23 protein-coding genes are annotated in these 25,826 nt (G+C 70.8%); 11 read left to right on the top strand and 12 right to left on the bottom strand.

Annotated features, from left to right (window positions below; genetic code table 11):
• Positions 1-26 precede the first annotated feature (26 nt).
• A complete protein-coding gene (locus ACIRQP_RS19145) occupies positions 27-1,193 on the bottom strand; it encodes a pyridoxal-phosphate-dependent aminotransferase family protein (RefSeq protein WP_403891162.1) in 1,167 nt (388 codons plus the stop codon).
• Between the two features lie 98 nt (positions 1,194-1,291).
• Here ACIRQP_RS19145 and ACIRQP_RS19140 point away from each other — a divergent pair, with 98 nt between their 5' ends.
• Together ACIRQP_RS19140 and ACIRQP_RS19135 are read left to right on the top strand one after the other, a co-directional pair.
• Positions 1,292-2,077, top strand: a complete 786-nt coding sequence (locus ACIRQP_RS19140) for an IclR family transcriptional regulator (protein ID WP_403891158.1) — start codon at positions 1,292-1,294, stop codon at positions 2,075-2,077.
• A 92-nt stretch (positions 2,078-2,169) separates the two neighbouring features.
• A complete protein-coding gene (locus ACIRQP_RS19135; protein WP_403891155.1) occupies positions 2,170-3,603 on the top strand; it encodes an SLC13 family permease in 1,434 nt (477 codons plus the stop codon).
• A 73-nt stretch (positions 3,604-3,676) separates the two neighbouring features.
• Here ACIRQP_RS19135 and ACIRQP_RS19130 read toward each other — a convergent pair whose 3' ends face one another.
• On the bottom strand, positions 3,677-4,330 hold the full coding sequence (locus ACIRQP_RS19130) for an SAM-dependent methyltransferase (protein ID WP_403891153.1): 654 nt from the start codon (positions 4,328-4,330) through the stop codon (positions 3,677-3,679).
• 195 nt (positions 4,331-4,525) lie between these two features.
• Here ACIRQP_RS19130 and ACIRQP_RS19125 point away from each other — a divergent pair, with 195 nt between their 5' ends.
• The gene (locus ACIRQP_RS19125; RefSeq protein ID WP_249953645.1) at positions 4,526-4,765 is read left to right on the top strand and encodes a hypothetical protein; all 240 of its coding nucleotides are present in this window, start codon (positions 4,526-4,528) and stop codon (positions 4,763-4,765) included.
• Entirely contained in the window at positions 4,765-5,142 is a 378-nt protein-coding gene (locus ACIRQP_RS19120) for a toxin Doc (RefSeq protein WP_403891150.1), read from the top strand. Before ACIRQP_RS19125 ends, ACIRQP_RS19120 begins: the two co-directional genes overlap by 1 nt.
• A gap of 196 nt (positions 5,143-5,338) precedes the next feature.
• Here ACIRQP_RS19120 and ACIRQP_RS19115 read toward each other — a convergent pair whose 3' ends face one another.
• Positions 5,339-5,983: a TetR/AcrR family transcriptional regulator gene (locus ACIRQP_RS19115; protein ID WP_403891148.1), complete on the bottom strand. Its 645-nt coding sequence runs from the start codon at positions 5,981-5,983 to the stop codon at positions 5,339-5,341.
• Between the two features lie 196 nt (positions 5,984-6,179).
• Here ACIRQP_RS19115 and ACIRQP_RS19110 point away from each other — a divergent pair, with 196 nt between their 5' ends.
• Entirely contained in the window at positions 6,180-7,379 is a 1,200-nt protein-coding gene (locus ACIRQP_RS19110) for a cytochrome P450 (RefSeq protein WP_403891145.1), read from the top strand.
• Positions 7,380-7,382: 3 nt separating this feature from the next.
• Entirely contained in the window at positions 7,383-7,598 is a 216-nt protein-coding gene (locus tag ACIRQP_RS19105) for a ferredoxin (protein ID WP_403891142.1), read from the top strand.
• 285 nt (positions 7,599-7,883) lie between these two features.
• On the opposite strand, the gene ACIRQP_RS19100 is transcribed toward ACIRQP_RS19105, so the two are convergent.
• The 3 genes from ACIRQP_RS19100 to ACIRQP_RS19090 form a co-directional block, all read right to left on the bottom strand.
• The gene (locus tag ACIRQP_RS19100; RefSeq protein WP_403891139.1) at positions 7,884-9,428 is read right to left on the bottom strand and encodes a helix-turn-helix domain-containing protein; all 1,545 of its coding nucleotides are present in this window, start codon (positions 9,426-9,428) and stop codon (positions 7,884-7,886) included.
• A 185-nt stretch (positions 9,429-9,613) separates the two neighbouring features.
• Positions 9,614-9,775 carry a hypothetical protein gene (locus ACIRQP_RS19095; RefSeq protein ID WP_403891137.1) on the bottom strand — a complete coding sequence of 54 codons (162 nt, stop codon included), beginning with the start codon at positions 9,773-9,775 and terminating at the stop codon, positions 9,614-9,616.
• Between the two features lie 251 nt (positions 9,776-10,026).
• Positions 10,027-13,269, bottom strand: a complete 3,243-nt coding sequence (locus ACIRQP_RS19090; RefSeq protein WP_403891134.1) for an alpha-L-rhamnosidase — start codon at positions 13,267-13,269, stop codon at positions 10,027-10,029.
• Between the two features lie 425 nt (positions 13,270-13,694).
• On the opposite strand from ACIRQP_RS19090, the gene ACIRQP_RS19085 reads away from it, so the two are divergent.
• Complete coding sequence (locus tag ACIRQP_RS19085) at positions 13,695-14,510, top strand: SAM-dependent methyltransferase (RefSeq protein WP_403891131.1); 816 nt, start codon at positions 13,695-13,697, stop codon at positions 14,508-14,510.
• Between the two features lie 122 nt (positions 14,511-14,632).
• Here ACIRQP_RS19085 and ACIRQP_RS19080 read toward each other — a convergent pair whose 3' ends face one another.
• The 3 genes from ACIRQP_RS19080 to ACIRQP_RS19070 form a co-directional block, all read right to left on the bottom strand.
• Positions 14,633-15,478 (bottom strand): M23 family metallopeptidase, encoded by an 846-nt coding sequence (locus tag ACIRQP_RS19080; RefSeq protein WP_403891129.1) that lies wholly within the window; start codon positions 15,476-15,478, stop codon positions 14,633-14,635.
• A 39-nt stretch (positions 15,479-15,517) separates the two neighbouring features.
• Complete coding sequence (locus ACIRQP_RS19075) at positions 15,518-15,721, bottom strand: hypothetical protein (RefSeq protein ID WP_403891126.1); 204 nt, start codon at positions 15,719-15,721, stop codon at positions 15,518-15,520.
• 327 nt (positions 15,722-16,048) lie between these two features.
• Positions 16,049-16,609, bottom strand: coding sequence for a MarR family winged helix-turn-helix transcriptional regulator (locus tag ACIRQP_RS19070; protein ID WP_403891123.1), 561 nt, complete (start codon positions 16,607-16,609; stop codon positions 16,049-16,051).
• 213 nt (positions 16,610-16,822) lie between these two features.
• On the opposite strand from ACIRQP_RS19070, the gene ACIRQP_RS19065 reads away from it, so the two are divergent.
• The 3 genes from ACIRQP_RS19065 to ACIRQP_RS19055 are packed head-to-tail and all read left to right on the top strand — an operon-like array spanning position 16,823 to position 19,472.
• The gene (locus tag ACIRQP_RS19065) at positions 16,823-18,022 is read left to right on the top strand and encodes a cytochrome P450 (protein ID WP_403891120.1); all 1,200 of its coding nucleotides are present in this window, start codon (positions 16,823-16,825) and stop codon (positions 18,020-18,022) included.
• A 23-nt stretch (positions 18,023-18,045) separates the two neighbouring features.
• On the top strand, positions 18,046-18,240 hold the full coding sequence (locus ACIRQP_RS19060; RefSeq protein ID WP_403891118.1) for a ferredoxin: 195 nt from the start codon (positions 18,046-18,048) through the stop codon (positions 18,238-18,240).
• 14 nt (positions 18,241-18,254) lie between these two features.
• Positions 18,255-19,472 (top strand): NAD(P)/FAD-dependent oxidoreductase, encoded by a 1,218-nt coding sequence (locus ACIRQP_RS19055; protein ID WP_403891115.1) that lies wholly within the window; start codon positions 18,255-18,257, stop codon positions 19,470-19,472.
• 125 nt (positions 19,473-19,597) lie between these two features.
• On the opposite strand, the gene ACIRQP_RS19050 is transcribed toward ACIRQP_RS19055, so the two are convergent.
• Positions 19,598-21,298, bottom strand: coding sequence for a lysyl oxidase family protein (locus ACIRQP_RS19050; RefSeq protein ID WP_403891112.1), 1,701 nt, complete (start codon positions 21,296-21,298; stop codon positions 19,598-19,600).
• A gap of 514 nt (positions 21,299-21,812) precedes the next feature.
• Between ACIRQP_RS19050 and ACIRQP_RS19045 the strand changes: the two genes are divergently transcribed.
• On the top strand, positions 21,813-23,159 hold the full coding sequence (locus ACIRQP_RS19045) for a 6-phospho-beta-glucosidase (protein ID WP_403891209.1): 1,347 nt from the start codon (positions 21,813-21,815) through the stop codon (positions 23,157-23,159).
• A gap of 194 nt (positions 23,160-23,353) precedes the next feature.
• On the opposite strand, the gene ACIRQP_RS19040 is transcribed toward ACIRQP_RS19045, so the two are convergent.
• Both ACIRQP_RS19040 and ACIRQP_RS19035 read right to left on the bottom strand, forming a co-directional pair.
• Complete coding sequence (locus ACIRQP_RS19040; protein WP_403891110.1) at positions 23,354-24,385, bottom strand: hydroxyacid dehydrogenase; 1,032 nt, start codon at positions 24,383-24,385, stop codon at positions 23,354-23,356.
• A gap of 260 nt (positions 24,386-24,645) precedes the next feature.
• Entirely contained in the window at positions 24,646-25,806 is a 1,161-nt protein-coding gene (locus ACIRQP_RS19035) for a substrate-binding domain-containing protein (protein ID WP_403891107.1), read from the bottom strand.
• Positions 25,807-25,826 lie beyond the last annotated feature (20 nt).

Genomic DNA, 25,826 nt, shown 5'->3' with positions numbered 1-25,826 from the left:
CCACTCGCTCCAGAAGGTTCGGACCGTCACCGGGAACGCAGTACGTCGAGGGCGTCTCCCAGACCGCGCGGATCGATGGGTACGCCGGCGAGTTCGAGGCCCATCTGCACCCCGGCGAGCGTCCCGGCCAGGGTGAGGTCGTTGAAGTGGCCCAGATGCCCGATCCGGAAGACCCGGCCGCTGAACTTGCCGAGGCCCGTGCCGAGGGACATGTCGAACCGGTCGAGGATGATCTCGCGCACCTTGTCGGCGTCCTGGCCGGTGGGCAGCAGCACCGCGGTCAGTGATCCCGAGTGCTCGCGGTCGTCGGCGCAGAGCACCTCAAGTCCCCAGCCCCGGACGGCGGCCCGGGTCGCCGCGGCGTGCCGGGCATGGCGGGCGAAGACGGCGTCCAGCCCCTCGTCGGCGAGCATACGAAGGGCCTCCTCCAAGGCGTAGAGGAGGTTCGTCGCCGGGGTGTACGGGAAGAAGCCGCGCCGGTTGGCCTCGATGACCGGCTGCCAGTCCCAGAAGGACTTCGTCAGCCCGGCGGTGCGCGAGGCGGCGAGCGCCTTGCGGCTGACGGCGTTGAAGCTGAGGCCCGGGGGCAGCATGAGCCCCTTCTGCGATCCCGCCACCGTGACATCGACGCCCCATTCGTCATGGCGGTAGTCGATCGAGCCGAGCGAGGAGATCGTGTCGACGAGCAGCAGCGCCGGATGCCCCGAGGCGTCGATCGCCTGCCGGATCTCGGCGATACGGCTGGTCACGCCGGTCGAGGTCTCGTTGTGGACGACACAGACCGCCTTGATCGTGTGCGTGAGGTCGGCCGTCAGCCGCTGGGCCACGACCTCGGGGTCGGTGCCGTGGCGCCAGTCCCCGGGCACGAATTCCACCTCCAGACCGAGGCTCAGGGCCATGTCCCGCCACAGCGTGGCGAAGTGGCCGGTCTCGAAACAGAGCACCCGGTCGCCCGGACTCAGGGTGTTGACCAGCGCGGCTTCCCAGGCGCCGGTACCGGAGGCGGGATAGATCACCACCGGACCCGCGGTGCCGAACACCGGCTTGATGGCTTCCAGCAGACGCAGGGTCAGGGCCGCGAACTCGGGGCCGCGGTGATCGATCGTGGGCGCCGACATGGCGCGGAGCACCTGGTCGGGGACGTTCGTCGGGCCCGGGATCTGGAGGAAGTGGCGGCCGGTACGGGAGGTCATGCGAGCGGCTCCCCTCAAGGATTGTGCCGTGAGGCGGCACAACGTATCGTGTCGTGGCACGGGGGAGCATAGGGTTCGGCTGTCGAGGGAGTCAATGGATGCAGAACGTCCTCAACGCGCTCAGGGCGCTGGAGGAGGTGGCCGCGCGTCAGCCGGTCGGGGTCGCGGACCTGGCGAGGGCCATGGAACTCCCGAAGAGTTCCGTCCAGCGCGCGCTGGTCACCCTGCACACCGCGGGGTGGATCCGCCCGGCGGGCGGTGCCCCCACCCGATGGGTGGTCACCACCAAGGCGCTGCACGTCGGGCGGCACGCCACCGGTGAACTGGGGCTGCGCGATGTCGCCGTACCGGTGATGGAGGACCTGCGCCGCCGCACCGACGAGACGGTCCATCTGGCGGTGCCCGAGGGTGGCAAGGTCGTGCTCATCGAGCGGCTGGAGACGGCCCAGCCGGTGCGCATCATCCTGCCGTTGGGCCAGAATCTGCCGCTGCACGCCTCGGCCAACGGCAAGGCTGTGCTGGCGGCGAGCCCCGCCGAGGTCATCGACCGGCAGCTCGCCGAGGGGCTGTCCGGCTACACCGCCACCACGATCACCGATCCGGAGCGCCTGCTCGCCGAGCTGGCCGAGATCCGGGAGTGCGGATACGCGACGAACAGCGGCGAATGGCGCACGGATGTCTCGGCGGTCGCGGCGGCCGTACTCGGCGGCGCGGGGCAGCCGGTCGCGAGCATCAGTGTCAATGTCCCGACCAGCCGTCTGACCAGCGAAGACCAGTCCGTCTACGGCCTCTTGGTGCGGGAGGCCGCAGCGGCGGTCGGCGCCGCGCTGGGCGGCGTACGTACCCCGACGGGAGGTGACGGTACGTCAGAGCATGGCTCTTGACGCCTTCTGGTGCCGCTCCCATACTTCCGACTGCGGAAACGAGATTCCGTATTGTGGAAATATTGGAGCCGGACTGAAGGCGAGGAAGCCTTGTGTCGGATCACGTCATCTCCCTCATTGGTCTCGTACTGATATTCACGGTCGCCACCGTTTTCTCGGTGCACATGGGCGCCCTGGCCATCGTGGTCGCGTTTGTGGTGGGAACCGTATTCGTGCACGAATCCGCCGACGACATCTTCGCGGGGTTCCCCGGGGATCTGTTCGTGGTGTTGGTCGGTGTGACCTTTCTCTTCGCGATCGCGAAGAACAACGGCACGGTGAGCTGGCTCGTCCACAGCGCCATGAGAGTGGTGCGTGGCCGGATCGCGCTCATCCCGTGGATCATGTTCCTGGTCACCGCCGTGCTGACGGCCGTCGGCGCGGTGGTCCCGGCGGCCGTCGCGCTCGTCGCTCCGATCGGCCTCGGATTCGCGAAGCGCTACCGGATCAATCCGCTTCTGATGGGCCTGCTCATCATCAACGGCGCCAGCGCCGGTGGCTTCTCACCCATCAGTGTGTTCGGCAGCATCACCAACGGAGTGATGTCACGGAACAACCTGCCCGGAAATCCCGCGCTGTTGTTCCTCTGCTCCTTCCTCTTCAATACCATCCTCAGCCTCTTCGTGTTCTTCCTGTTCGGCGGTCGCGCCCTGCTGGGGCGGCGGGAGTCGGCGGCGGGCCCGGGGGCTCCGGCCGGGGAGCCGCGGGACGGTGACAGCCCGGGTGGCGGGGGCGACGGCCGGACCGTCACCGCGGCTCTGCCCTCCGCGTCCTCCGGGGCTTCCGGGTCCTCCCCGTCGGACGCGTCGGTGGCGGCGGAGAGCGGCGGCGGCCTGGCCGTCGCGGTCGCCGACGCCACCGACGCGGCCGACGCGGAACCACCGCTCACCCTCGACCGCGCCCGTGTCCTCACCCTCCTCGGTCTGCTCAGCCTGGTCGTCGGATCCCTCTTCTTCGACCTCGATGTCGGGCTGATGGCCCTCACCGTGACGGTCGTTCTCTCCCTCGTCTCACCGGACTCGGCGAAGGGAGCGGTGGACAAGTGCGCGTGGTCGACGGTCCTGCTCGTCTGCGGCATTGTCACGTTCGTCAGCCTGATGGAACGGATCGGCACCATCGACTATCTCGGCGAGAGCGTCGCCTCGGTCCGTACCCCGCTGCTGGGAGCCCTGCTCATCTGCCTCATCGGAGCGGTCGTCTCCGCCTTCGCCTCCACCACGGGCATCCTGGGCGCGCTGATCCCACTGGCGGTCCCCTTCCTGCTGGGCGGAGAGGTCGGCACGGTCGGGCTGATCGTCGCGCTGGCGATCTCGGCGTCGGTGGTGGACTCCTCACCGTTCTCGACCAGTGGCGCCCTGGTGGTCGCCAACTCGCCCGAGGCGCGGCGGGACACGGTCTTCCGCGGTCTCATGGTGTGGGGCCTCGCGATGGCCGTGGTGGTGCCCGCCGTGACCTGGGGAGTGTTCGTCGTCCCGGGCTGGTTCTGAGCACGGCGGGTGCCGGTGGACCGTGCCGGGTGCCGGGGGACACCGACGACAGCCCCGCCGCCTCCGGCTCCGGTTACGCCTCCGGGCCGGTCAGACGCCTGACTCTCAGCAGATTGTCGGTGCGCGTGCCGGGCCGGCCGTCGGGGGAAGTCAGGGACCGTTCCAGGGTCTCCTGGCGGTCGACCCGCCACTGCCCGGCCGGGAGGTCGAGCGCGTCGAGGACCTCGTCGGTGGTGGGGAAGTGGACGTCGGGCCTGTCGTCGTCCGCCCAGGAGGGCCACCCGGCGTGTCCGGCCACGAGTAGGGTCCCGCCGGGAGCCACCGCGGCGGCGGCCGACCGCAGGATCCGGTCACGGGGGATGTCCACCGGGGAGTGCAGGAACTGGGCGGAGACGAGGTCGAAGGCGCCGGTGGGGAAGGAGTGCCCCAGATCGTGCCGCTGCCAGTCGACGCGGTCGGCGACCCCGCCCTCCGCCGCGTGGCCGGCCGCCCGGTCGAGGGCCGTCGAGGAGACATCGACGGCGGTGACCCGCCAGCCGCGCCGGGCGAGCCAGATCGCGTCGGCTCCTTCGCCGCAGCCGAGGTCGAGGGCCGTACCGGACGCGAGCCCGGTGACCTCTCGGACCAGGATCGGGTTCGCGTTACCGCTCCACACGGTGTCCTTCGCCCGGTAGAAGTCCTCCCAGTACTGGTCTGCCGGAATGTCCTGAAGCTGTTCGCCGGTCATGGAAGCGCCTTCCGCTCTGACTCGTGGCCGGTGGCCGTTGGTGGTGATCGCCGGGTGGCATGGTGTGTCGTCGGCGGCGCGTGGAGCAAGTAGATTTGCTGTTACGGCAAAAGGCCGCGGACGGCTCCGTAGCGGTGCCGGAGCCCGGTGGATACGCCGCTTCCCTGTTCGGTACCAGTTAGGTACCGTACGGGTATGCCGTCACTCAACATCAGCTTCACCGACGACGAGCTGGAGGCGGTCCGCGCGGCGGCCGCCGCCGAGGGCAAGTCGCTCAAGCAGTACGTTCATGACCTGCCCCTCCGTGAGCAGCAGCGTCTCCAGTTCGTGAGGTACGCCGTCAGCTGGGGTGAACAGCACCGGGGCGAGTTCGACGAGGCGTTCGCCAACGAGGTCCCACCGGCGCGGCACGACAGGCGGGCGGAAGCCGCCTGATGCCGGTGCTGTACATCGACGTGGCCTGGCTCCTGGACGTACAGGAACAGGCTGTTCCGGAAGATGTCTCGGTGGCCGACTACTCGGCGCTGGTGGCCGCGGTGGCCCGCCACAAGACCCGCATCCCGCGCCCGGCGACCAGCGAGCCCGATGTGGCCTGGCGCGCGGCGGCGCTCATCCACACGCTGGTGCGCCTAGAGCCCCTGCCGTACCGCAACAGCTTGTACGCCTGCCAGGTCGCCGCCGCGTATATGCACGCGTCCGGTGAGGGGATCGATCCGCCGTACGGGGCCCTCGTCGAACTCGTACGGGCCATCCAGTCCGGCAAGGCCGGCGTGTACCAGGCGGCGGACCAGATCCGCGGCTGGCGCGTCTGACGCGCGCGACGCCAGGTCCTGTCCGGTCGAGCTTCGTGGATCAGCCTGCGATGTCTGGTGCGGTGCATCGCAAGGCGGAGGATCGTCCTCGTACTGGAAGTACGCGGACGACTCCGACAACGCCGCGAGGTGCCGTGCCAGACACCGCAGGCCCACGAAGATCGGCCGGACAGGACCTAGGCGCGAAGGTCCACGCTCAGGTCTCCTGAGGCTGCCGCTCGGACTCCGGAGCGGCGGCCGGAGCCGGTACGCGTGCCGCCCGGGGTGCGGGGGAGCGGTCGACGCGTTCCAGCAGTGTGCTCACCGCGCCCAGCACCAAGGTGCTCACCTCGGTGGAGTCCGCTGTCGACAGCGGCTCCTTGGGCGCCACCACCCGCATCAGACCGATACCCAGCAGCCAGGCCAGCACGAGATCCGCGCGCAGCGCCGCGTCCGGTCCCGAGGTCAGCGTACGCAGCACCCGCGCGTACTCCTCGCCCAGCTGCTCGCGCACCGCGGAGACCACCCCGCCGCTGCCTCCCGAGCGCAGGAACGCCTCCAGGGACCGGTCCCGGTCGGCGGCCGGCGCCAGGAGATCGCGCAGCACCGTGGCGAGCAGGTGTTCCGCGGGCGTGGCGGCCAGCTGCTCCCGCCCGACCCCCGCCATGACCTCCTCGAAGAGCGCCTCCTTCGAGCCGAAGTAGCGGAAGACCAGCGCCTGGTTCGCCCGGGCCAGGCCGGCGATGTCCCGCACCGTGGTGCTGTCGAAACCGCGCTCGGCGAAGAGCGTGGTGGCCGCGTCGAGCAGCGCCTGTCTCGTCTCCGCGGCATTGCGCCGTCGCTCGGGCCCCTGGTGGGCCATGTCGCACCTCCCGTACTCCGTGCACCCGACACGGTAATGCCGCGACGGGCCGAATCCAGCCGTGGTGAGGCCCGGTTGACGGGACCGGACGCCACTCCTACCGTTTGTAATCGAGCGCTTACATCCTGCGGCTCGCGCACACGTCGACCCGTGCGCGAAATGAGCCGCGTCAACGACTCGCGATCGAGGCTCTCCGATGACCGACGTACAGAACGCACACGTCGAACCCGCCAGCTACCCCTTCAACCGGACCGACGGGATCGGGCTGTCCGAGGCGTACGCACACGCCCGTGATCTGCCTGGGCTGCTGAAGGTCCAGCTGCCGTACGGTGAACCCGCCTGGCTGGCCACCCGCTACGCCGACGCCCGGCTCGTGCTCGGCGACCGCAGGTTCAGCCGCGCCGAGGAGGAGCGGCACGACGGTCCCCGCCAGTGGGCGGAGCAGCGCGCCGGCGGCATCCTCAGCATGGACCCGCCGGACCACACCCGGCTGCGCACCCTGGTGACCAAGGCGTTCACCGTCCACCGCGTCGAGAAGATGCGGCCCGACATCAGCCGGCTCGCCGACGGGCTCGTGGACGATCTGATCGCCATGGGCCCACCCGTGGATCTCGTCGAGGACTTCGCGCTGCCGATCCCGGTCGCGGTGATCTGCCAGCTGCTCGGCGTACCGGTGGAGGACCGCCCGCTGTTCCGCGAGTGGAGCGACGCCGCGCTGTCCACCAGCGGGCTGACCGCCGAGGAGTTCACCACCAAGCACGAGGAATTGCGCGCGTACATGGCCGGGCTGATCGCCGGGCACCGGGAGGAGGCCACCGACGATCTCATGTCCGCGCTGATCCAGGCGCGCGATGTCGACGACCGGCTCTCCGAGACGGAGCTCGTCGATCTGTGCGTCGGTATTCTGGTCGCCGGCCACGAGACGACGGCGACACAGATCCCGAACTTCGTCTACGCGCTCCTCGAACATCCCGACCAGCTCAGGCGGTTGAGTGAGGAGCCCGAGCTGATCCCGGGCGCCGTCGAGGAGCTGCTGCGCTTCGTACCCCTCGGCGCGGGCGCCGCGTTCCCCCGATACGCCACCGAGGACGTCGAGGTCGGCGGCACGCTCGTACACGCCGGGGAGCCGGTACTGGTCGCGGTGGGCGCGGCCAACCGGGACGCGCTCAGGTTCAGTTCACCGGGCGTGCTGGACATCGAGCGCGAGGGCAACCAGCATCTGGGCTTCGGACACGGCGTCCACCACTGCCTCGGCGCGCCGCTCGCCAGGGTGGAGCTCCAGGAGGCGCTGCGCGCGCTGCTGACCCGGCTGCCCGGTCTGCGGCTGGCGGGCGACATCGTCTGGAAGCAGCAGATGATCGTCCGAGGCCCGCGCACCATGCCGATCGGGTGGTGACCCATGGCCTGGCAGCTCCACGTCGACGGAGAACGCTGTATGGGGTCGGGCCTGTGCGCGGGGATGGCGCCCGACTACTTCACCTTGGAGGGCGACCGGGCGCGGCCCCTCGCCGCGAGCGTCGAAGCCCATGAGGTCGTGCTGGACGCGGCCGATTCGTGTCCGGCGATGGCGATCACCGTCGTGGACGGAGGGCGCGAGATCGCCCCGCGCCCCTGACACGTCCTTCCGGCCCCCGCTCCCCGGCCGTCACTCCCTGCCCGCCGTGTGCTCCGGCCGCCCCGTCCCCCGATGCGGGGCGGCCGCGCACTCGACACCGGAATTAGATCGCCTCACCCGGACGAATGACAGGCCCGGCCACCGGTCACGGTGCCCGAACTCCCTGGCCGGGGTGTGCACGACGCACAGGGCGGTGCGCGAGTGGTGCGTCGTGCGCGGTCAGGAGGACGCTGTTCTGTTCACGGCGCACGGGCTGTTCGGTTCACGGTGCGTGGGCTGGTCTGTTCACGGTGCGTGGCCGGGGGCGAGCGGGATCTCGCCCAGCAGACCGAAGGCGTACACGAGATCGTGGACGCCGGAACCGGTCGTGAGCAGATCCCGGTTGAGCAGACGCTCCGCGGCACGCAGACGGGCCGCGACCGTGGTGCGGCTGTTGCCGAGGCGCCGCGCGGTCCGCTGCGCGTCGGTGTTCGTCTCGATCCAGGTACGCAGGGTGGTCCGCACCCGCTGACGGCCGGCGCCGTCCAGGGGTTCGAGGAAGCCCTCGGCCCACGCGGCGGCGGCCCGGGTGCGGAGCGGCGCCTTCGCACCGGGGACGGCCGGACCCCCGCCGACGGGTTCGGCGTCCTGATGCAGGCTGGTGATGGCGAGGGCCAGCGCGACGGTGGCGCGGGAGCGGACGTCTCGGAGGTCGACACCGAGTGCGTCCTCGGCGCGTCGGAGATGGGCGGTGACGGTATTGCGGCTGATGCCCAGCAGACCGGCCACACCGGATCGCGGGAAGTGCATCGCCAGCCGGGTCGTTTCGAGGGTGAGTTCGGGCAGTGAGCGGAGCGGCCGGAGAAAGGAACGGGCCCAGCCGACGGCCGCGTCGCGCGGCAGCAGCCGTTCCAGCGGCTCCTGACCCCGGTAACCGGCCACCCTGGCGGGGGCGTTGCCCGCCACCGCCAGGGCGTGCCTGGCCTGTTCGTACGCCTCGGCCGTCGCACGCAGCGGATGCGCACCGCTGATGCCCAGCGCGTAACGCGGACTCTCCCCGACCAGCTCGCGCAGCGCCGCGCCCAGACCGCCCGGACCCCCCGGCGCGCCGGGACCTTGTCCCTCGCCGTCCCGCGCTACGTCGTCCTCGGCGATCAGGCAGATCAGATGCTCGTCATAGACCGGGCAGCGCACCATCAGTCCCCGGCCGTGGTAGCCCGAGGAGTCCTGATAGGCCCGCGCGAGCCGGTCCCGGTCCTCCGGCGGGCAGCGCAGCAGATGGACCCGGATCCGGTCGCAGTCCAGCAGCGCGGGAACGGACCCGGTCGTCATCCGGCGTGCCAGCACCGGATCCCCGGCCATGAGCGCCATGAAGAGGGCCACCCGCAGCTGGTGTGCCTTTTCCTGGTACCCGTGGAGCGCGGTGTCGGCGTCGCGGGCGCGGTGCAGGATGCTGATGACGCTTCCGGTGTGCGATGCGAGGGACGCCGCCCGGCGGCTCAGTCCCGTCGGCCCGGCGAGCACCAGCACCCGGCGCGGTGACTCGGTCCCGACCGCCTCCAGCCGTAGATGTACCGCCCCGATCTCCGTGAGCGCCGAGGTCATCCGGCCGGTCGTCAGCCGGGTGAGCACCGGCCCCAGCGGGCCGAGGGCCTCCTCGGGAAAGAGCGGGGTGGAAAGCTCCACCGTGCCCGCGCTGTCGATGAGTGCGATCTCGGTGCCCAGCTGGCGTTGGAGCCAGCCGACCACGCCCTGCAGGCCTGCGTCCGGCCGCCAAGCCAACTGTCCGACCACATAGAGGAATTCATCGAGCCGGTCATCGGGCGCCCGTCTCTCCGGGCCCTCCTCCATCAGATCCTTCCCTCCGAGTCCCCGCAGGACTGATACGCGACGCTGGATCCGGCGTCATTCTTGAATGAAATCCGTTGGGGCCCGCCCGCTCGGCAGGACGCGGCACCGGCACCGGGCCGGCGACCGGGCCCGGGCCACGTCGCACGACTGGGTGGCCTCACCACGTCGGAAGGTGGTTCATGGCCCTACGCGGCACGGACGCGGCGCCGCAGGTCGGTGCACGCGCTGTCGAGGATCTCGTCGGCGAGGGCGGGGTCGGCATCGACGCCGCGCTCACGGAACAAGCCATTCGCGGCGGCGGTGATCGCATCTCGGTTCTCCGCCGCCCTCTGCTTCGAGACGCCCACTGTCTTCCTCCAAGTCCAACTCCTGGGAGGACTGTAGCGGCCCGGGTCGGAGATCCCCATGTCGGTCGTCATCGACTTCGGGCGCCCGCGGTAAAAACAATGTCGCTCGACACTGTGATGAGACCGGCCGGAACCGCGCATGGGTCCGGGATGAACCCGGGCCGTCCGGCCGGCCGTATCCACCACCACTGACGTGGACCGACGCGACCCCCGCCTCGTGCGCGGGCGTGCGCGGCGACGCGCCGGCTCACTCAGCCGGTGAAGTGATGCCTCCCCGAACCGGCGGCGAACACGGCGCAGCCGTCCTCCCGTCGCAGGAACGTGGCGGTGTGGTGCCGCACGTCCGCCCCGCCCTTCCCATCCGACCCGGCCGCCGTTCCGCCCTCCGGTATCCACACCTCGGCGGTGGTGTTGGCGGGAAGCGAGACGGTGAGCCGGAAGCCGTCGGAGTCCGACGTCCAGTGTGTCGTGACCGGGCCGTAGAGCGAGTCGTAGCGGCCCTCGGCCTCCGTCACCCCGCCACCGGGGCGCGGCCGGACGACGATCTTCCGGAACCCCGGGGCACCCGGGGCGATGCCGACGATGTTCGCGTACATCCACTCGCCCACCGAGCCGTACGCGTAGTGGTTGAAGGAGTTCATCCCGGCGTCCTGGAAGCTGCCGTCCGGCCTGATCGAGTCCCACCGCTCCCACATCGTCGTGGCGCCCTGGTCGATCTGATAGCCCCAACCGGGGAACGTCCGCCGCAGCAGCAGCCGGTAGGCCACATCGTTGTGACCGGTGGCGGTGAGGACCGGCAGCAGTCGCGGGGTGCCCAGAAAGCCCGTCGACAGATGCCAGTCCTTGGCCTTGATGAGTTCGACGAGCCGGTCGGCGGCGGGCCCGCGGTCGGCGTCGGCCAGCAGGTCCATGGACAGGGCCAGGACGTACGCGGTCTGCGTATCGCCCTTCACTCGTCCGCCCGCGGAGACATACGCCGCGCGGAAGGCGTCGCGTACGGCGCGGAACAGCGCGGTGTACGGCGCCGGGGACCTGCCCAGGACCTCGGCGGTCCGGGCGACGAGATCGGCGCTGTGCGCGAAGTAGGCCGTGCCGATGACGTCCTTGGGTGTCTCGTCCTGGAGGTTGAGCCAGTCGCCGAAGCCGTCGGCGGGACGCAGATAGCCGCTGCTGTGCGCCTCCAGATAGTCGAGCCACTTCAGCATGGAGGCCCACGACTGCTCCAGCACCTGGACATCCCCGTAGGCCTGGTACAGCGCCCAGGGCACGGTGACCCCCGCGTCGCCCCAGCCGGCCGCGCCGCTGCCGACCCCGGCGATGTCCGGGGCGACATGGGTGAGGGCGCCGTCGTCCTCCTGCGCGTCACGCAGATCCCACAGCCACTTGGTGAGGAAGCGCGCCGATTCCATGGTGTACGCGGCGGTGGGCGCGAAGACATTGATGTCGCCCGTCCAGCCGAGCCGTTCGTCGCGGGCGGGCGTGTCGGTGGGGACGGAGAGGAAGTTGCCGCGCTGGCCCCAGGTGATGTTGCTGTGCAGCTGATCGAGCATCGGGACGTTCGTTCTGAAGTCCATCGTGAACGGCGCCGAGGTGTGGATGACCCGCCCCACGACCGCGCCGAGCGACGGCTTTCCCGGATAGCCCGTCACCTCGACATAGCGGAAGCCATGGAAGGTGAAGCGCGGCTCGTAGGTCTCCTCGCCGCCGCCCCTGAGGGTGTAGGTGTCGGTGGCGCGGGCGGTGCGCAGATTGTCGGTGTAGAGCGTGCCGTCGGGGTTGAGCACCTCGGCATGGCGCAGCCGTACGGTGGTGCCGGCGGCGCCGGAGACGGTCAGCCGGACCGCGCCGACCATGTTCTGGCCGAGATCGAAGACGAAGACGCCGGGCCGGGGCTCCGTCATCCTCTCCGCGGGCAGCTCACCCGCCACCCGTGAGGGGCCGTCCACCTCCGCCACGAGCGCGGCGGTCACCTTGTCGACGGCTTCGGCGGCCACCCAGCCGGTCGCGTCGAATCCGGCGCGCGTCCAGCCGTCGGTCTCCAGCCGGGCGTCGTACTCCTCACCCGCCATCAGATCGGCGTCGGTGACGGGTCCCGTCGCGGCGCGCCAGTCGGTGCCCGACAGCACCCGCTCGGTTGTGCCGTCGGTGTACGTGACCTCCAACTGGGCCAGCAGAGCGGGCCGTTCGCCGTACTGGTGCGGACCGAACCAGGCGATGTTCCCCGCGTACCAGCCGGCCGCGACCGTCGCCCCGAGTACGTTGGCACCGGATCCGAGCAGCCGGGTCACGTCGTACGTCTGGTACTGGACGCGCTTGTGGTAGTCGGTCCAGCCGGGTGCGAGCCGGTCCTCGCCGATCCGCTCTCCGTTGAGATACGCCTCGTACAGCCCGAGGGCCGTGGAGTAGAGCCGGGCGCGCGCGACCTTCGCCCCGGGCCGCAGCCGGAATTCGTGGCGCAGCTGCGCGGCGGGGGAGTAGGAGACCCGCACCGCGCCCCAGGGACCCGAGCCCCACGCGGCGAGCGTCTTGGCGGCGGGCCACGCGGCGTCGTCGTAATCGGTGCTCTGCCAGTCGCCGGAGGGCTCCTGGTCGGTGGTCCGCCAGCTGTCGTCGGTGGCGAGGACGGTGGTGCCGTCCGCTGTCGTCAGCTCCAGCACACCGAGCAGACCGGCGGGACCGGCGGTCGCGTTGGTGGCGGAGACGGCGATCACCTGGGCGCCGGGGCGCAGATGGCCGGTCACATCGACGACGACGGGGCGTTTCCAGTTCTCGGCGGGGCCGTTCGCCTCGGCGTGCGCGACACGGACGCCGTTCACAGAGGCGGTGTAGCCGTCGTCGGCGGTCATGACCACCCGGGCGCGGGTGACTCCGGCCGGTATGTCGGCCCGGCCCCGGAACCAGCGGGTCGCCGCCGGGGCGCTGCTCGCCGGATCCCCCTCGGGGAACCAGATCCAGGAGGCGCCGTCCAGCGCGGGAGCGCCGACGAGCGCGGCGGGCGCGGCGATCCAGCGCGCCGACCAGTCCGAGGCGTCGGTGAGTCCGGTCTCCCACCAGGACGGCGCGCTCCATGCCGACGCGCTGCCGTCGGCGTCCCACACCCGTACCGACCAGTGGTAGCGGGTGCGCGCCTTCAGCGCCGGACCCGCGTACGGGACCAGGACCGACTGCGATGAGGTGATCCGCCCGCTGTCCCAGACGTCGGGCCTGGCGAGACGTTCCGGAGTGGTGGCGACCTGTATCTGATACGCGCTCTGTCGCTGTGCGGGACGGTCGGCCACGACGGGCCAACTCAGCCGGGGACGTGGGGTGTCGAGGCCGAGCGGATGGCGTACGTACTCGACCGTCGGTTCGGTGACACGCGCCCCCGCGCCGGCACCCGGCCCGGCGGCCGGAGCCATGGACGGATCGGCTCCGGCGGCCGGAACGGTCCCGGTGACGAGCGCTGTTCCCAGAGCGGTGGCGGACGTGCCGAGCAGTCGTCTTCTGCTGATCACAATACGGCTCCGTTACGACTCGGTGATGAATCGTTTCACTTTTGCGAAAGTAGGGAGACGCGTGAGACCTGTCAAGGGTTCTGTGACCACCTGGCGGCAGCCGGGAGAAGGGCAAGTTCCGCCTATTGACGGAGTGGTTGGCGTTGCTCTAGCTTCCCTGGAGGGCTGGTTGAAACCTTTCATGCGCGTGCGCCACGTGATCTTGGGATGTCCTGGTGCCCAGTGCCCCTCCCGGCAACGTTTGCCCCGTCGCGGCGGCCGGCACGCGCGCTCGCGGCGTTGGCCACAAGCCCGGGTAGCTCCGTTACCAGGACTTCCGGCCGCCTTGCGATCACACGCACCGGACGCCGCTCCTCGACGGGCAAACCTTGCCAGTCGCGGCACTAGACTCCTGGTCAAGGCTTCGATCGGGACCTGGAGTGAAGATGACACAGCAGGAGAAACCGATACGGCGGATCAACACGGGCGAGGCGCATTCGGCCCGCGTCTACGACTACATCCTGGGCGGAAAAGACAACTACCCGGTGGACAGGGAAGCCGGAGACGCGATGTGCCGCGAGTGGCGGGCGCTGCCGGTGCACATGCGGGCCAACCGGGAGTTCATGCACCGCGCGGCCCGGTATCTCGCGCGGGAGGAGGGCATCAGGCAGTTCCTCGACATCGGCACCGGCCTGCCCACCTCGCCCAATGTGCACGAGGTCGTCCAGGAGGTCCGGCCCGACGCGAGCATCGTCTACGTCGACAACGACCCGATCGTGCTCGCGCACGCGCGGGCGCTCCTGACCAGCTCTCCTGAGGGCCGCACCGCCTACGTCGACGCCGACATGCGCGACCCCGACGCGATCCTCGGATCGCCCCAGTTCCGGGAACTCCTCGATCTGCGTGAACCGGTCGGGCTGCTGATCATCGGCATCCTGCACTTCATACTCGACACCGACGACGACCACGGCCTCGTCCAGCGCCTGCTGGCTCCGCTGCCCGCGGGCAGCTTCGTCGCCATGACCATCGGCACCGCCGACTTCGCCCCACAGGAGGTGGGCCGCGTCGCCGCCGAGTACGCACGCCGCGGTATGCCCATGCAACTGCGCACGCACGCCGAGGCCGAGGCGTTCTTCGACGGTCTGGACATGGTCGGGCCGGGGGTCACCCAGGTCCACCACTGGCGGCCGGACGCCGGGCAGGAGGACATCGACGACCGCGACATCGCCATGTACGGAGGCGTCGCCCGGAAGAACGCCTGAGTCACCGGCCCGGTTGCCGGCCGATGCCCATGCGAGTGCCGTCGCATGGGCATCGGTGCGTCCGTGCCTCTCCGCGATTCGGTGCGTTTCTCTCCGTCAGTGGACCGACGGGCCTCGCGAGGTCAGCAGACCGGAACGCCGGGCAACTGGGCCGAGGGATGGTCGATATAGATGTTGGAGATGAAGCCGCCCTGGTCGCGGAGCTTGCTCCACCAGTTGTTGGTGTAGCCCTCGGCGGTGACGGTGCTGCCCTGCTTCTGGCACACCACCGTGACATCGGTCGGCCCGGCGAGGACGTTGACCACCGCCGAGTCCAGATAGGCGTCCGCGCGGACCCGGATGTCCGAACCCCACGTACGGAAGTTGCTTCCGCCGCCACCGCAGCCGTTGTCACTGGTCAGATACGACTGGTTGTACTGCGAGGGATAGGGCAGACCGGCGCCGTTGATGACGATGTTCTGGCCCACACCGTTGAGCAGCTGCTCGTAGTGGATGTGCGCACCGGAGGAGTTGCCGGACGACCCGGTCACCCCGATCTGCTGTCCCTGGCCGACCGAGGCGCCGCTGGGCACCGAGTACGAGGCCAGATGGAAGTAGTACGTCTTCCAGCCGGCGCCGTGGTCGATCACGATGTAGTTGCCCGCGCCGCTGGGCTGTGACATCCGGGTGGCCGTACCGGCGGCGGAGGCCAGCACCGGTGTACCGGCCGTCGAACCGCCGTCGGCCCGTACGAAGTCCAGCGCCCGGCGCACCTCGGCGGAGTGGTGGCTGAGCGTCCACCGCTGGCCGCACGGATAGGGGGCCTTGAAGTTCGGGGCGGCGAGCGTGGCGTCCTGGCGGGGCTGCGGGGGCCGGTCCAGCGCCTGCGCGGAAGCGGCGGTCGGGCCGGTCGTCGCGAGGAGCGCGGCGACGAGTACGGACAGCATGGTCAGTACGGACTGCGCGGACAACGGGCGTCTGCGACGCATACGGCTCCTCTGCCGAAGTAGGGTTCGCTGTAAGGGAGTTCAGCACGTGGGGACGCCGGGCGGCCATGCCTCGGCGACATCGGCGAAGGTGCCGTCGGCCGGATCGATCCCGGCCGGGTCGAGGACCCGCCGGCCCGAGCCGTCGAGACCGCCGTTGTAGCCGTTCTCGTACGCCGCCTGCGCTTCGGGCTTGCCCTGTGGCGGATCCTGGAAGCTCTCATCCGGTGCTACGCGCGTGGACACACACGCGCGTCGGCCGCCGTCGCGGGCGATGTGGCCACCGCGGGTCCCGGACACGCGAGTGCCGAGACGAGTCCGACCGGCCGGCGGTGCCGTTGCCACCTGTCACGCATCCTGAGTCGCCTTCGCTTCGGGCCGGGTGACGCCCCGTCACCCCTGTGGGGGGACAGTCGGCGCATCGGGATGTGCTGAACGTATCGTGTCCGGGCGACGCGATCCGGGCCACCGTATCGATCGCGCCATGTCCACGACAAGGGCCGCCTTCTTTGCGGACCCTTGTTCACGACAAAGGCCCCGAATTCTGCCCGGACCCACGGGACATGGCGTGGATCAGCCGGTTTCCCGGACGCCGGACCGGCGCGGCTCGGGGACGCCGCCGGGCGTGCTCGGGGCAGGGGTCTCGTACTGCTCCGGAAGCGCGTGCGCCCGTACCCGGCGTACATAGCCGTCGACGAGCCGCTGGAGCACGTCGACGGTGGTGGCGATGTCGCGCTCCTCCACGCCGTGCAGGGCCTCTTGGAGGCTGGCGCGGTTGGCCCGGTGGAGCCGGGTCAGCAGGGCCGCGCCCTCCGCCGTGATCGCCACCCGGCGCGCCCGGCCGTCGAGCGGATCGGGCGTGCGCTCGACGAGCCGCTGGGCCTGCAACCGGGCGATCTGGCGGGTGACATGGGAGGGCTCGACCATGAGCCGGGCGGCGAGATCGCCGACCCGGCTGCCGCCGTCGCTCTTGTCGAGGGCCAGCAGCAGATACACGTCCGAGCGGCGGGCGCTGACGCCGGCCTGCGAGATCTGCTGGTCGTGCGCCTGGGAGCGGGTGAGCAGATACGACAGCAGAGCCAGCATCTTCTCCAGTGCGGCTGTGGGTTCCGGGGCAATGTCGGCGTCCGGCATGGAGGAACTGTAACGGCAACACCGCGCAAGGGGACGCGGTCGGTGGCGGTCGGCATTCGGCCAAAGTGGAACCACCACCTCACTCCCCTTCCTTCCGCACGCGCAGGCGCGTTAGCGTGACCGAGAGTTAATTGCTTTTGTTAGGTAATTCGCTCGCCCGCTCGGTCCTCTCCCCGGAAGCCAGCCCGCACCCTGTGCGAAGGAGAACCCCCCATGACCGTCACCGACCACCCTCCGCTCCTCACCGCCCCAGCCTCCCGGGGCGGTTGCCCCTTCGCCCCGCCTCCCTCGTACGAACAGGCACGCGAGGAGGCCCCCGTGACCCGGGTGACGCTCTGGGACGGCTCCCAGTGCTGGCTGATCACCCGTCATGAAGATGTCCGCGCGGTCCTCGGCGACCCGAGGTTCAGCGCCGAGGCCACCCGCCCCGGGTACCCCTTCCTCACCGCCGGACGCAAGAAGGTGGCCGCGGGCGAGTCGAGCTTCATCCGGATGGACGACCCGGACCACGCCCGGCTGCGCCGGATGCTCACCGCCGACTTCATGATCAAGAAGATCGATGCGATGCGCCCCGAGATCCAGCGCCTCACCGACGATCTGCTGGACCGGATGACCGCCTCCCGGTCGGCGGCCGACCTGGTCACGGAGTTCGCGCTGCCGCTGCCGTCCCTCGTGATCTGCCAGCTGCTCGGGGTGCCCTACGAGGACCACGACTACTTCCAGGAACGCAGCCGCATCCTGCTGCACAACGATTCGACGGAGTCCGAGGTCCTGGCCGCCAGAGACGAACTGGTCGAGTATCTGACCGCGCTGGCGAAGGCCAAGGAACACGCGCCGGACGACGGCATCATCAGCCGGCTGATGGCCCGGGGCGAGCTCACCATGCCCCAGACCGCGGCCATGGGACTGTTGCTGCTGGTCGCCGGCCATGAGACGACCGCGAACATGACCGCGCTGTCGGTGCTCGCCCTGCTGCGCGAACGGGACCAGTGGACGCGGCTCCAGGAGGACCCCTCCCTGGTGAAGGGGGCGGTCGAGGAACTGCTGCGCTTTCTGACCATCGTGCACAACGGGGTCACCAGGGCCGCCGTCGAGGATGTCACCATCGGCGGCCGGACGATCCGCGCGGGCGAGGGCGTGATCTGCACGCTCAACACCGCCAACCGTGACGCGGATGTCTTCCCGTCCGGCGGGGACCTCGATGTGACCCGGGACGCCCGCCGCCATGTCGCCTTCGGCTTCGGCGTGCATCAGTGCCTGGGCCAGCCGCTGGCCCGGGTGGAGCTCCAGATAGCGCTGGAGACCATCATCCGCCGGCTGCCCGAGCTGAGGCTCGCGGTGCCGTTCGAGGACATCCGCTTCCGTGCCGACATGGGCGTGTACGGGGTGTACGGGCTTCCGGTGGCCTGGTGACCGCCGGAGTGGAGAGGGAAATCATGGAAATTCAGCTCGATCAGGACAAGTGCTGTGGAGCGGGACAGTGCGTCGTCGCCGCCCCCGAAGTGTTCGACCAGCGTGACGAGGACGGCATAGCATTCGTACTCGACGCGCGGCCGCCGGCCGCGCTGCACGAGCAGGTACGCGAGGCCGCGCTCATCTGTCCGGCCGCCGCGATCCGACTGGAGCCGTAGTGAGCGGAGCGGGAGTGAACGAAGTCCGGCAGGTGACCGTCGTCGGCGCCTCGGCGGCGGGCATGGCCACCGCGGAGGGGCTGCGCCGGGCCGGCTTCGAGGGGCGGATCACCGTCATCGGTGAGGAGGTCCATCTCCCCTACGACAGACCGCCGTTGTCGAAGCAGCTGCTGTCGGGGGCCTGGGAGCCCGAGCGGCTGCGGCTGCGCGGCGAGGACGTACTGACGGACCTGCGGCTCGATCTGAGACTCGGTGTCCGGGCGACGTCCCTGGACACGGCGGCGCGTCAGGTCGTCCTGGCCGACGGTGAACGGGTCGGCTACGACGCCCTGGTGGTCGCGACGGGCGCCGCCGCCCGCCGGCTGCCCGGCACGGAAGGCATCGACGGGGTGCATGTGCTGCGCACTCTGGAGGACGCCCTCGGTCTGCGGGACGCCCTGCGTGGCCGGCCGCGGCTGGTCATCGTCGGGGCGGGCTTCGTCGGCTGCGAGGCCGCCGCGGTCGCAAGTGAACTGGGCGCCGACGTCACCTTGGTCGGCGATGTCCCGACGCCGCTGTCCGACGTGCTCGGTCCTGAACTGGGCACGATGCTCTCCGAGGTGCACCGCGACCACGGAGTACGGCTGGAGACGGGCGTGCTCGTCGAGGGGGTCGATTCCGAGGACGGCCGTGTCACCGGGGTGCGGCTGGCCGACGGCCGTACGCTCCCCGCGGACGTGGTGCTGGTCGGTATCGGTGCCGGACCGAGCACCGGCTGGCTGGAGGGGAGCGGTCTTCCGGTCGGCGACGGAGTGGAGTGCGATCCCACGCTGTACGCCGGGTCGGGGGTCTGGGCGGCCGGCGATGTCGCCTGCTGGCTGCACCCGCGCACCGGCGCCCCGACCAGGATCGAGCATCGTACGAACGCCGCCGAACAGGGACTGGCCGTCGCCAGGAACATCCTGGCCGGGCCCGGGGCGGCCGTTCCGTTCGCTCCCGTTCCGTATGTCTGGTCCGACCAGTACGACCTGAAGGTGCAGATCTTCGGCCGTACGCGGGACGCCGACCACATGCGCGTCGTCGAGGGCGCTGTCGCGGACCGCAAGCTCATCGCGCTCTACGGGCGGGACGGCCGGGTCTGTGGTGCGGTCTCCGTCAATATGGCGCGGTCGGCCCGTCCCTACCGTGCGCTGGTGGCCGAGGGCACCGACTGGGAGACCGCGGTCGGCGCCCGCACGGAGCTGGTGACATAGCGGGAGTCTCTCTCCTGTGAGCGGGTCCGGCCGGGGCGGCCGGACCCGCTCTTCGGGCGTACGGGGCTACTGTGACGACAAGCCCCCGCACCGCCCGGACCCCCTGGCCGCCAAAGGACCGCGCGTCAGGGAGCGTTGATCAGATCATGCGCGGGCACGGTCACCTTGCGGGCACCGGCCGTGCCGCTCAGCACCACCTTGCGCAGCGCGGTGTTGTTGGCCAGGCTGGTCTCGTGGAGCCGGCGCTCGGGGTTGGCGAGCACCTCGATGTAGTACGTGCCGTTCGGCAGGTCGGTGATCTCGAACGACTGACCCGGGCGGTACTGGGTGTAGGTGTCGCCGGAGCCGACGTCCAGCACCTCACGTACCGAGATGGAGCTCTGCACACCGCAGGCGGTGGACAGATCCGTATTGTTCGGATGCCAGTTGGCGTTCTTCACCGTGTAGTCGATGGCGTCGGTGTTGGCCAGGCAGAAGGCTTCCTTTCCGCTGCGCACGGCCTCCTTCTTGTCGGCGCTCAGCAGGCGGTAGCTGGCGAAGTCGGTGAAGTGCCAGTGCTCGTGGCCCTGTCGCGCGTCCCACTCCATGGTGCCGGCGGGCGCGTGGCCGACCTGCTTGCCCTTGGCGTCGTAGAAGTACTGGTACGCGTCCATCAGGTCCTTGCCGGGACTGCGGAAACCGTCCACGACCAGCGGCGCGGGACCGGCGTTCCACACATTGGCGCTGAAGGCCAGATAGTCCTTGCCGGGGATGTCCCCGTCCTCGCCGTCGGTGATGGAGATGTCCCACGCCGGCAGCGCGCGCAGATCGGGCTTGGGCACGTCGGGCACGCTCGCGAGGCCGGCCGGACGCTTCGCGTTGGGCTTGAGCGCGGGCGCGATCCGCGAACCGTCGGTGTGCCCGGGGCCGTCGCCCGGATGGGCCGCCGCCCTGCCGGACTTGAGCGCGTTCGGCAGCGCGGGCGGCGCCGGGGCGTCGGCCCCGCGGCCGTTGCTGCTCGTGTGCGCCGAGGCGCCGGGGTGCCCCGCCGCCGCGCCATGACCGCCATGACCGCCCCCGTGACCGGCGTGACCGGTGGCCTTCGCTCCCGAGGGCGCCGCTCCGACCCCGCCTCCCTCGTCCCATGAGCGCGCGCGCACCGTCACCTTGAGCGACTTCGACGTGCTGGGCATGCCGAACAGGTCGCGGTACTTCTTGGTGACGGAGACCTTGGCGGTGTACTCCCCGGCCGGCAGGTCGACCGGCTCGGAGTAGTAGCCCAGGTTGGTGTTGGTCGCCCAGCCGTTCTCGACGCCCCACACCGAACCGAGCGTGAAGGGGTTCGTGGAGCAGCTCTCGGGATACTTCGAGGTGGACGGGGCGTCCGGACGGATCCGGCCCGAGGCGTTGTTGGGGCAGAACGTCTCGGTGGTCTTCACGACCGCCGCGCCCGCCGCGTCGGTGATGGTCACCTGGAGAAAGCCCGGCAGGCCGGAGAAGTCCTTCACGAGACCCTTCGGCAGGGTCTTGGTCCGGGTCTTCTTCCCCTCGCGGATGATCTGTTTGGCGACGACGGGGTCCTTGTAGGACTTGCGCGTCACCCGGAACTCCAGGGGCCCGCCGTCGGCGGTGACATATGTGCCGAGGTCCAGGTAGACCCCCGGTTCGCCCTCGTAGCGGTCGATTATCACGGAGTCGGAGGCGGCGATCAGGGAGAGCTTGGGGCCCGCGGGGGCCTCCGCTCCGGCGACGGGCGCGGCTCCGGCCACGCCCGCGATCACCGCGAGCGCCGCTCCGGCGGCGACCGCCGAGCGCCGTGTACGGCTGTGGTGGTGAGGTTTGGTCATCGGTTCCTCGTCTGCGAGTGCAACAACAGTGGTGCGCACGGATGGCGCGGGGTCCGTCGTCCGGGAATGTCCCGATGTTTCATGACGGGACCTATGCGTCATCTATGTGTCACCTGTGAGATCAGGAGTGCGTCACTTCGGGTTGCCCGTGGACCCGCAAGTCGCCGATGGTTGGCCGGAATTGTGCGAGAAATCATGGATCAAGCCGTCAGACATGATTCCTTCCCCATGAACCCCTGGGTTGTGCTAAGGCCGTTGATCCGGTGGGGACGGTGGCGCCCTTCCCGGGCCCGCCCGCGGTGTGATGCCGTGGATGGCCGGCACAGCGCACCTCTTTTTACTGCTCACCGACTGGGGGCTGTCGGGCGAGGAACTCGGCGAACGCCGCCCCGACGCTTCCGGCCGGGCCGGCGCCCGCTCAGCGGTGGTGCTGTCGGCCGAACCGCGCGGGGGGAGGCCGGTGCGAAGATGGTTCCGACAGGAAATCGGTTCGGGCACCGAAGGCGGTTCAGGCGTGAGGCTCACCATTCTCGGCGGCGGCGGATTCCGGGTGCCGCTGGTGTACGGGGCACTGCTCGGCGACCACGCGGAGGGCCGTGTCACCGACGTCACCCTGCACGATCTGGACGCCGCGAGGCTCACGGCCGTCGCCCGCGTGCTGGCCGAGCAGGCCGCGTCCGTCCCCGACGCACCGGCCGTCACGGCCACCACCGACCTCGACGAGGCGCTGCGCGGCGCCGACTTCGTCTTCTCCGCCATCCGCGTCGGAGGACTCGAAGGCCGCGCGGCCGACGAGCGCATCGCCCTGGACCAGGGCGTGCTGGGTCAGGAGACGGTCGGCGCGGGCGGCATCGCGTACGGACTGCGCACGGTCCCCGTCGCCGTCGACATCGCGCGACGCGTCGCCCGGCTCGCCCCCGACGCCTGGGTCATCAACTTCACCAACCCCGCCGGCCTGGTCACCGAAGCCATGTCCCGGCATCTCGGCGACCGCGTCATCGGCATCTGCGACTCGCCCGTGGGTCTGGGCCGGCGCGTCGCGCGCGCCCTCGGCGCCGACCCGGACGAGGCGTCGGCCGACTACGTCGGCCTCAACCACCTCGGCTGGCTGCGCGGGTTGCGCGTCGCCGGACGCGACGAACTGCCGCGGCTGCTCGCCGACACCGAAGCCCTCGGCTCCTTCGAGGAGGGCAAGCTCTTCGGCGCCGAATGGCTCCAGTCCCTCGGCGCGATCCCCAATGAGTACCTGCACTACTACTACTTCAACCGGGAGGCGGTACGCGCCTACCAGGAGGCCGAGCAGACCCGCGGCGCCTTCCTCCGCGACCAGCAGGCGCGCTTCTACGACGAGATGGAGCGGCCCGGCGCCCCCGCGCTCGCGACCTGGGACCGAACCCGCGCCGAACGCGAGGCCACCTATATGGCGGCGAACCGTGAGGCGGCCGGCGTCGGCGAACGGGACGCCTGCGACCTGGAGTCCGGCGGCTACGAGAAGGTCGCCCTGGCCCTGATGCGCGCCATCGCGCGCGATGAACGCACCACGCTCATCCTCAACGTCCGCAACCGCACGACCCTGCGCGTGCTGGACGAGGAGGCCGTCATCGAAGTGCCCTGCCTCGTGGACGCGAACGGCGCCCATCCGCTGGCCGTCTCCCCTCTGCCGCACCACGCCACCGGCCTGGTGTGCGGCGTCAAGGCCGTCGAACGCGAGGTCCTGGCCGCCGCCGAGAGCGGCTCGCGCGCCACCGCGGCCAAGGCGTTCGCCCTGCACCCGCTGGTGGACTCCGTCAGCGTCGCCCGCCGTCTCGTGGACGGCTATACGCGTGAGCACCCCGGCCTCGCCTATCTGAACCGGAAGTAGGACTCGGCGAGTGGCCGACCGCCGTCAGTGGGGCGAAGGCGCCCAGCGGGTGTCCGCCTCGCCCGGCCCGTCCGCCTCGCCCGGCCCGTCCGCCTCGCCCGGCCCGTCCGCCGCACACGCGCCCCGGGCGGCGCGCCGAGCACACGAAGAGTTCGAACGGGGCCCCGCGGACACGGACGGTACGAGGGGTGAGGTCACGCGAGGAACGGCAGCCGTTCGCGTCGTACGGGATGGGCGAAGCCGTCGCCCGCGGTCCAGCGCTCGACCTCGCCGACCGCCAGATCGGCCAGCCGCCGGGTCTCATTGCCCTGCGAACCCGCGAGATGGGGGGTGATCAGCGCGTTCTCACAGGTCCACAGCGGATGGTCCGAGGGCAGCGTCTCCGGCTCGGTGACATCGAGGACGGCCCGGATCCGCTCCCGCCTGAGGACATCGGTGAGGGCGTCCTGGTCGACGACGGCGCCGCGCGAGGTGTTGATGAGCACACTGTCCTGGCGCATGGAGGTGAGCAGCTCCCGGCTGACGAGCCCGCGCGTGGCGGGCAGCAGGGGAGTGTGGACACTCACCGTGTCGCCGCGCGCGAACAGTTCGCCGAGTCCGACCGGCCGGACACCGAGCGCCGCCGCCTCCTCCTCGGAGACATAGGGATCGTGCAGCAGCACCTGGAAGTCGTACGGCCGCAGCAGCTCGATCACCCGCCGGCCGATCAGCGAGGCGGACAGGATGCCCACGGTACGGCCATAGTTGCCCACGGCGCCGTCCACGCTCAGCAGGTCGCCGTCGCGGTCGCGCGCGGCGCGGTAGTCACGGGCCCGTTCCAGCACGCGCTTGCCGGAGAGCAGGATCATCGCCACGGTGTACTCCGCCACCGGCAGGGCGTTGGCGGCGGCGGCCGAGGACACCTCGATGCCGCGCTCCCAGCAGGCTTCGGTGATATGGCCGCGGATGGTGCCCGCCGTATGGGCGACGGCACGCAGCCGGGGGGCCAGGTCCAGTACGGCCGGGTCGAGGGGTGGGCAGCCCCAGCCGGTGACGAGGATCTCCACGTCCGCGAGCGTGGTGCGGGCGCGGTCGGTGGTGAAGTCGTCGAGGACGGGCGGTGGTGTCAGATCGCAGACCGTGCCCAGGGCGGCCAGGGTCTCGGGCCCGAGGACCGCGGCGGCGGCATCCGGATTCATGGCGAGGGCGGCGCGCGGACGGGCACGTACGGTCGGTGCGGTGGGCATCTCTCTCCTCTGACGGGGGACGGTGGCCGGCGGGCCCAGCGGCTACTCGACGGTGCCGACGGTGAGGCCCGGCGCCGCCGGACACGGGCCGCTGGTGCGGTCGGCGAGCCGCGCGCGTGGCGCGTCGCAGCGCGAGAACCGCCACTCGATGAAGTCCATGGCCGCCTCCCGTGGCCGCGGTATGAGACACGGGGAATCCTGATCGACTGATCGGAAAGGGTCAATAGATCGCTCGGAAGAAACTCGAAGCGGTCAAACGATCAGTTTTCTGTGGGGGTTGGACGGGACACCGGCGGCTGTGTCGATCCGCGCACCCTCAGCGTGGGCAGCAGCTCGATCCTGCGCACCGGACCGGCGGCGCCGAGCGGCCGGGCCAGCCGGTGCAGCAGCAGTTCGGCGGCGGCCCGCCCGACCTCCGCCTTGGGCGGGGACACCGCCGTCAGCGGGGTGCTGCCCAGCGCCGCCATCACATCGTCGTACGCCACGACCGAGCAGTCACGCGGCACCCGTACCCCCTGTTCGGCGAGCCGTTGCACCAGCATCAGCGCGTCCACGTCGCCGTGCAGCACGGCGGCCGTGGCCCGGCGCTCGGCCAGCAGCGCGGCAAGGTCGAGGGGGGCGCGGTCACGCGCAGCTTCGCCGAGGCGGGCGCCGTCGTCATGGTCCGGACCCGGCATCGCGTCCGGTGAGCTGAGAACCACCGACCAGTCCTCCACCTCGGGCCGGGCGGCGGCGATCTCGGCGAAGGCGCGGCGTACGCTGCGCGCCGTGGGACTGTCGTCGCGGGCGGCCAGCACGATCCGGCGGTGGCCCAGCGCGAAAAGATGATCGACCGCGAGATATGTCCCGTACCAATGATCGGAACACACCGAGTCCAGCGCGTGCAGCGCGCTGCCCGGCCGGGGCCGCCGCTCCATCAGTACGGTCGGCACCGCCACCTCGGACAGCCAGCCGTAATCCGCCGTCTCCGAGACCGCGTCGCGCCACCTCGGGGCGATCAGCAGTCCCCGCGCGCCGGCCGCCAGCGCCGCTTCGACCAGAGGCTGTTCCACGCCCGGTGCCTGCGGCGCGATATGCAGGGCGATACGCATCCCGGCCTCCTCCAGCACGGGCCGGGCGCCGTACGCCACCTCGTACAGATACGAATGCCGCTCCGGCACCACCAGCGCGACCGGACCGCCGTCCCGCCCCGGCTCCCCGGCCCGGGGTGCCGGGACCGTGACCTCCTCGACCGCCCCCACCGGGCGGACCACGCCGTGCCCGCGCCGCAGCCGCCCGGCGCGGGCCAGCTCCTCGATGTCCCGCCGGACCGTGACCACCGAGACATCCAGTTCCGCGGCGAGCGCACTCACCTTGACCGCGCCCCGTGACCGCACCACGGCCAGGATCCGCCGGCGTCTGAGCTCGACCGGCTCCCGCATACTGTTGGCCCCCTTGCCGC

The sequence above is a fragment of the Streptomyces sp. NPDC102274 genome, assembly GCF_044766385.1.
Classification (GTDB): domain Bacteria; phylum Actinomycetota; class Actinomycetes; order Streptomycetales; family Streptomycetaceae; genus Streptomyces.
Note: the sequence above shows the minus strand (reverse complement) of the source record. Positions and strands in the feature narration are given on the sequence as shown.

Coding starts and splice junctions, on each gene's coding strand:
- ACIRQP_RS19035 (WP_403891107.1), bottom strand. CDS start 25,806: ATGCGGGAGCCGGTCGAGCTCAGACGCCGGCGGATCCTGGCCGTGGTG.
- ACIRQP_RS19085 (WP_403891131.1), top strand. CDS start 13,695: ATGACACAGCAGGAGAAACCGATACGGCGGATCAACACGGGCGAGGCG.
- ACIRQP_RS19115 (WP_403891148.1), bottom strand. CDS start 5,983: ATGGCCCACCAGGGGCCCGAGCGACGGCGCAATGCCGCGGAGACGAGA.
- ACIRQP_RS19070 (WP_403891123.1), bottom strand. CDS start 16,609: ATGCCGGACGCCGACATTGCCCCGGAACCCACAGCCGCACTGGAGAAG.
- ACIRQP_RS19040 (WP_403891110.1), bottom strand. CDS start 24,385: ATGCCCACCGCACCGACCGTACGTGCCCGTCCGCGCGCCGCCCTCGCC.
- ACIRQP_RS19080 (WP_403891129.1), bottom strand. CDS start 15,478: ATGCGTCGCAGACGCCCGTTGTCCGCGCAGTCCGTACTGACCATGCTG.
- ACIRQP_RS19110 (WP_403891145.1), top strand. CDS start 6,180: ATGACCGACGTACAGAACGCACACGTCGAACCCGCCAGCTACCCCTTC.
- ACIRQP_RS19145 (WP_403891162.1), bottom strand. CDS start 1,193: ATGACCTCCCGTACCGGCCGCCACTTCCTCCAGATCCCGGGCCCGACG.
- ACIRQP_RS19060 (WP_403891118.1), top strand. CDS start 18,046: ATGGAAATTCAGCTCGATCAGGACAAGTGCTGTGGAGCGGGACAGTGC.
- ACIRQP_RS19125 (WP_249953645.1), top strand. CDS start 4,526: ATGCCGTCACTCAACATCAGCTTCACCGACGACGAGCTGGAGGCGGTC.
- ACIRQP_RS19130 (WP_403891153.1), bottom strand. CDS start 4,330: ATGACCGGCGAACAGCTTCAGGACATTCCGGCAGACCAGTACTGGGAG.
- ACIRQP_RS19140 (WP_403891158.1), top strand. CDS start 1,292: ATGCAGAACGTCCTCAACGCGCTCAGGGCGCTGGAGGAGGTGGCCGCG.
- ACIRQP_RS19050 (WP_403891112.1), bottom strand. CDS start 21,298: ATGACCAAACCTCACCACCACAGCCGTACACGGCGCTCGGCGGTCGCC.
- ACIRQP_RS19065 (WP_403891120.1), top strand. CDS start 16,823: ATGACCGTCACCGACCACCCTCCGCTCCTCACCGCCCCAGCCTCCCGG.
- ACIRQP_RS19105 (WP_403891142.1), top strand. CDS start 7,383: ATGGCCTGGCAGCTCCACGTCGACGGAGAACGCTGTATGGGGTCGGGC.
- ACIRQP_RS19120 (WP_403891150.1), top strand. CDS start 4,765: ATGCCGGTGCTGTACATCGACGTGGCCTGGCTCCTGGACGTACAGGAA.
- ACIRQP_RS19100 (WP_403891139.1), bottom strand. CDS start 9,428: ATGGAGGAGGGCCCGGAGAGACGGGCGCCCGATGACCGGCTCGATGAA.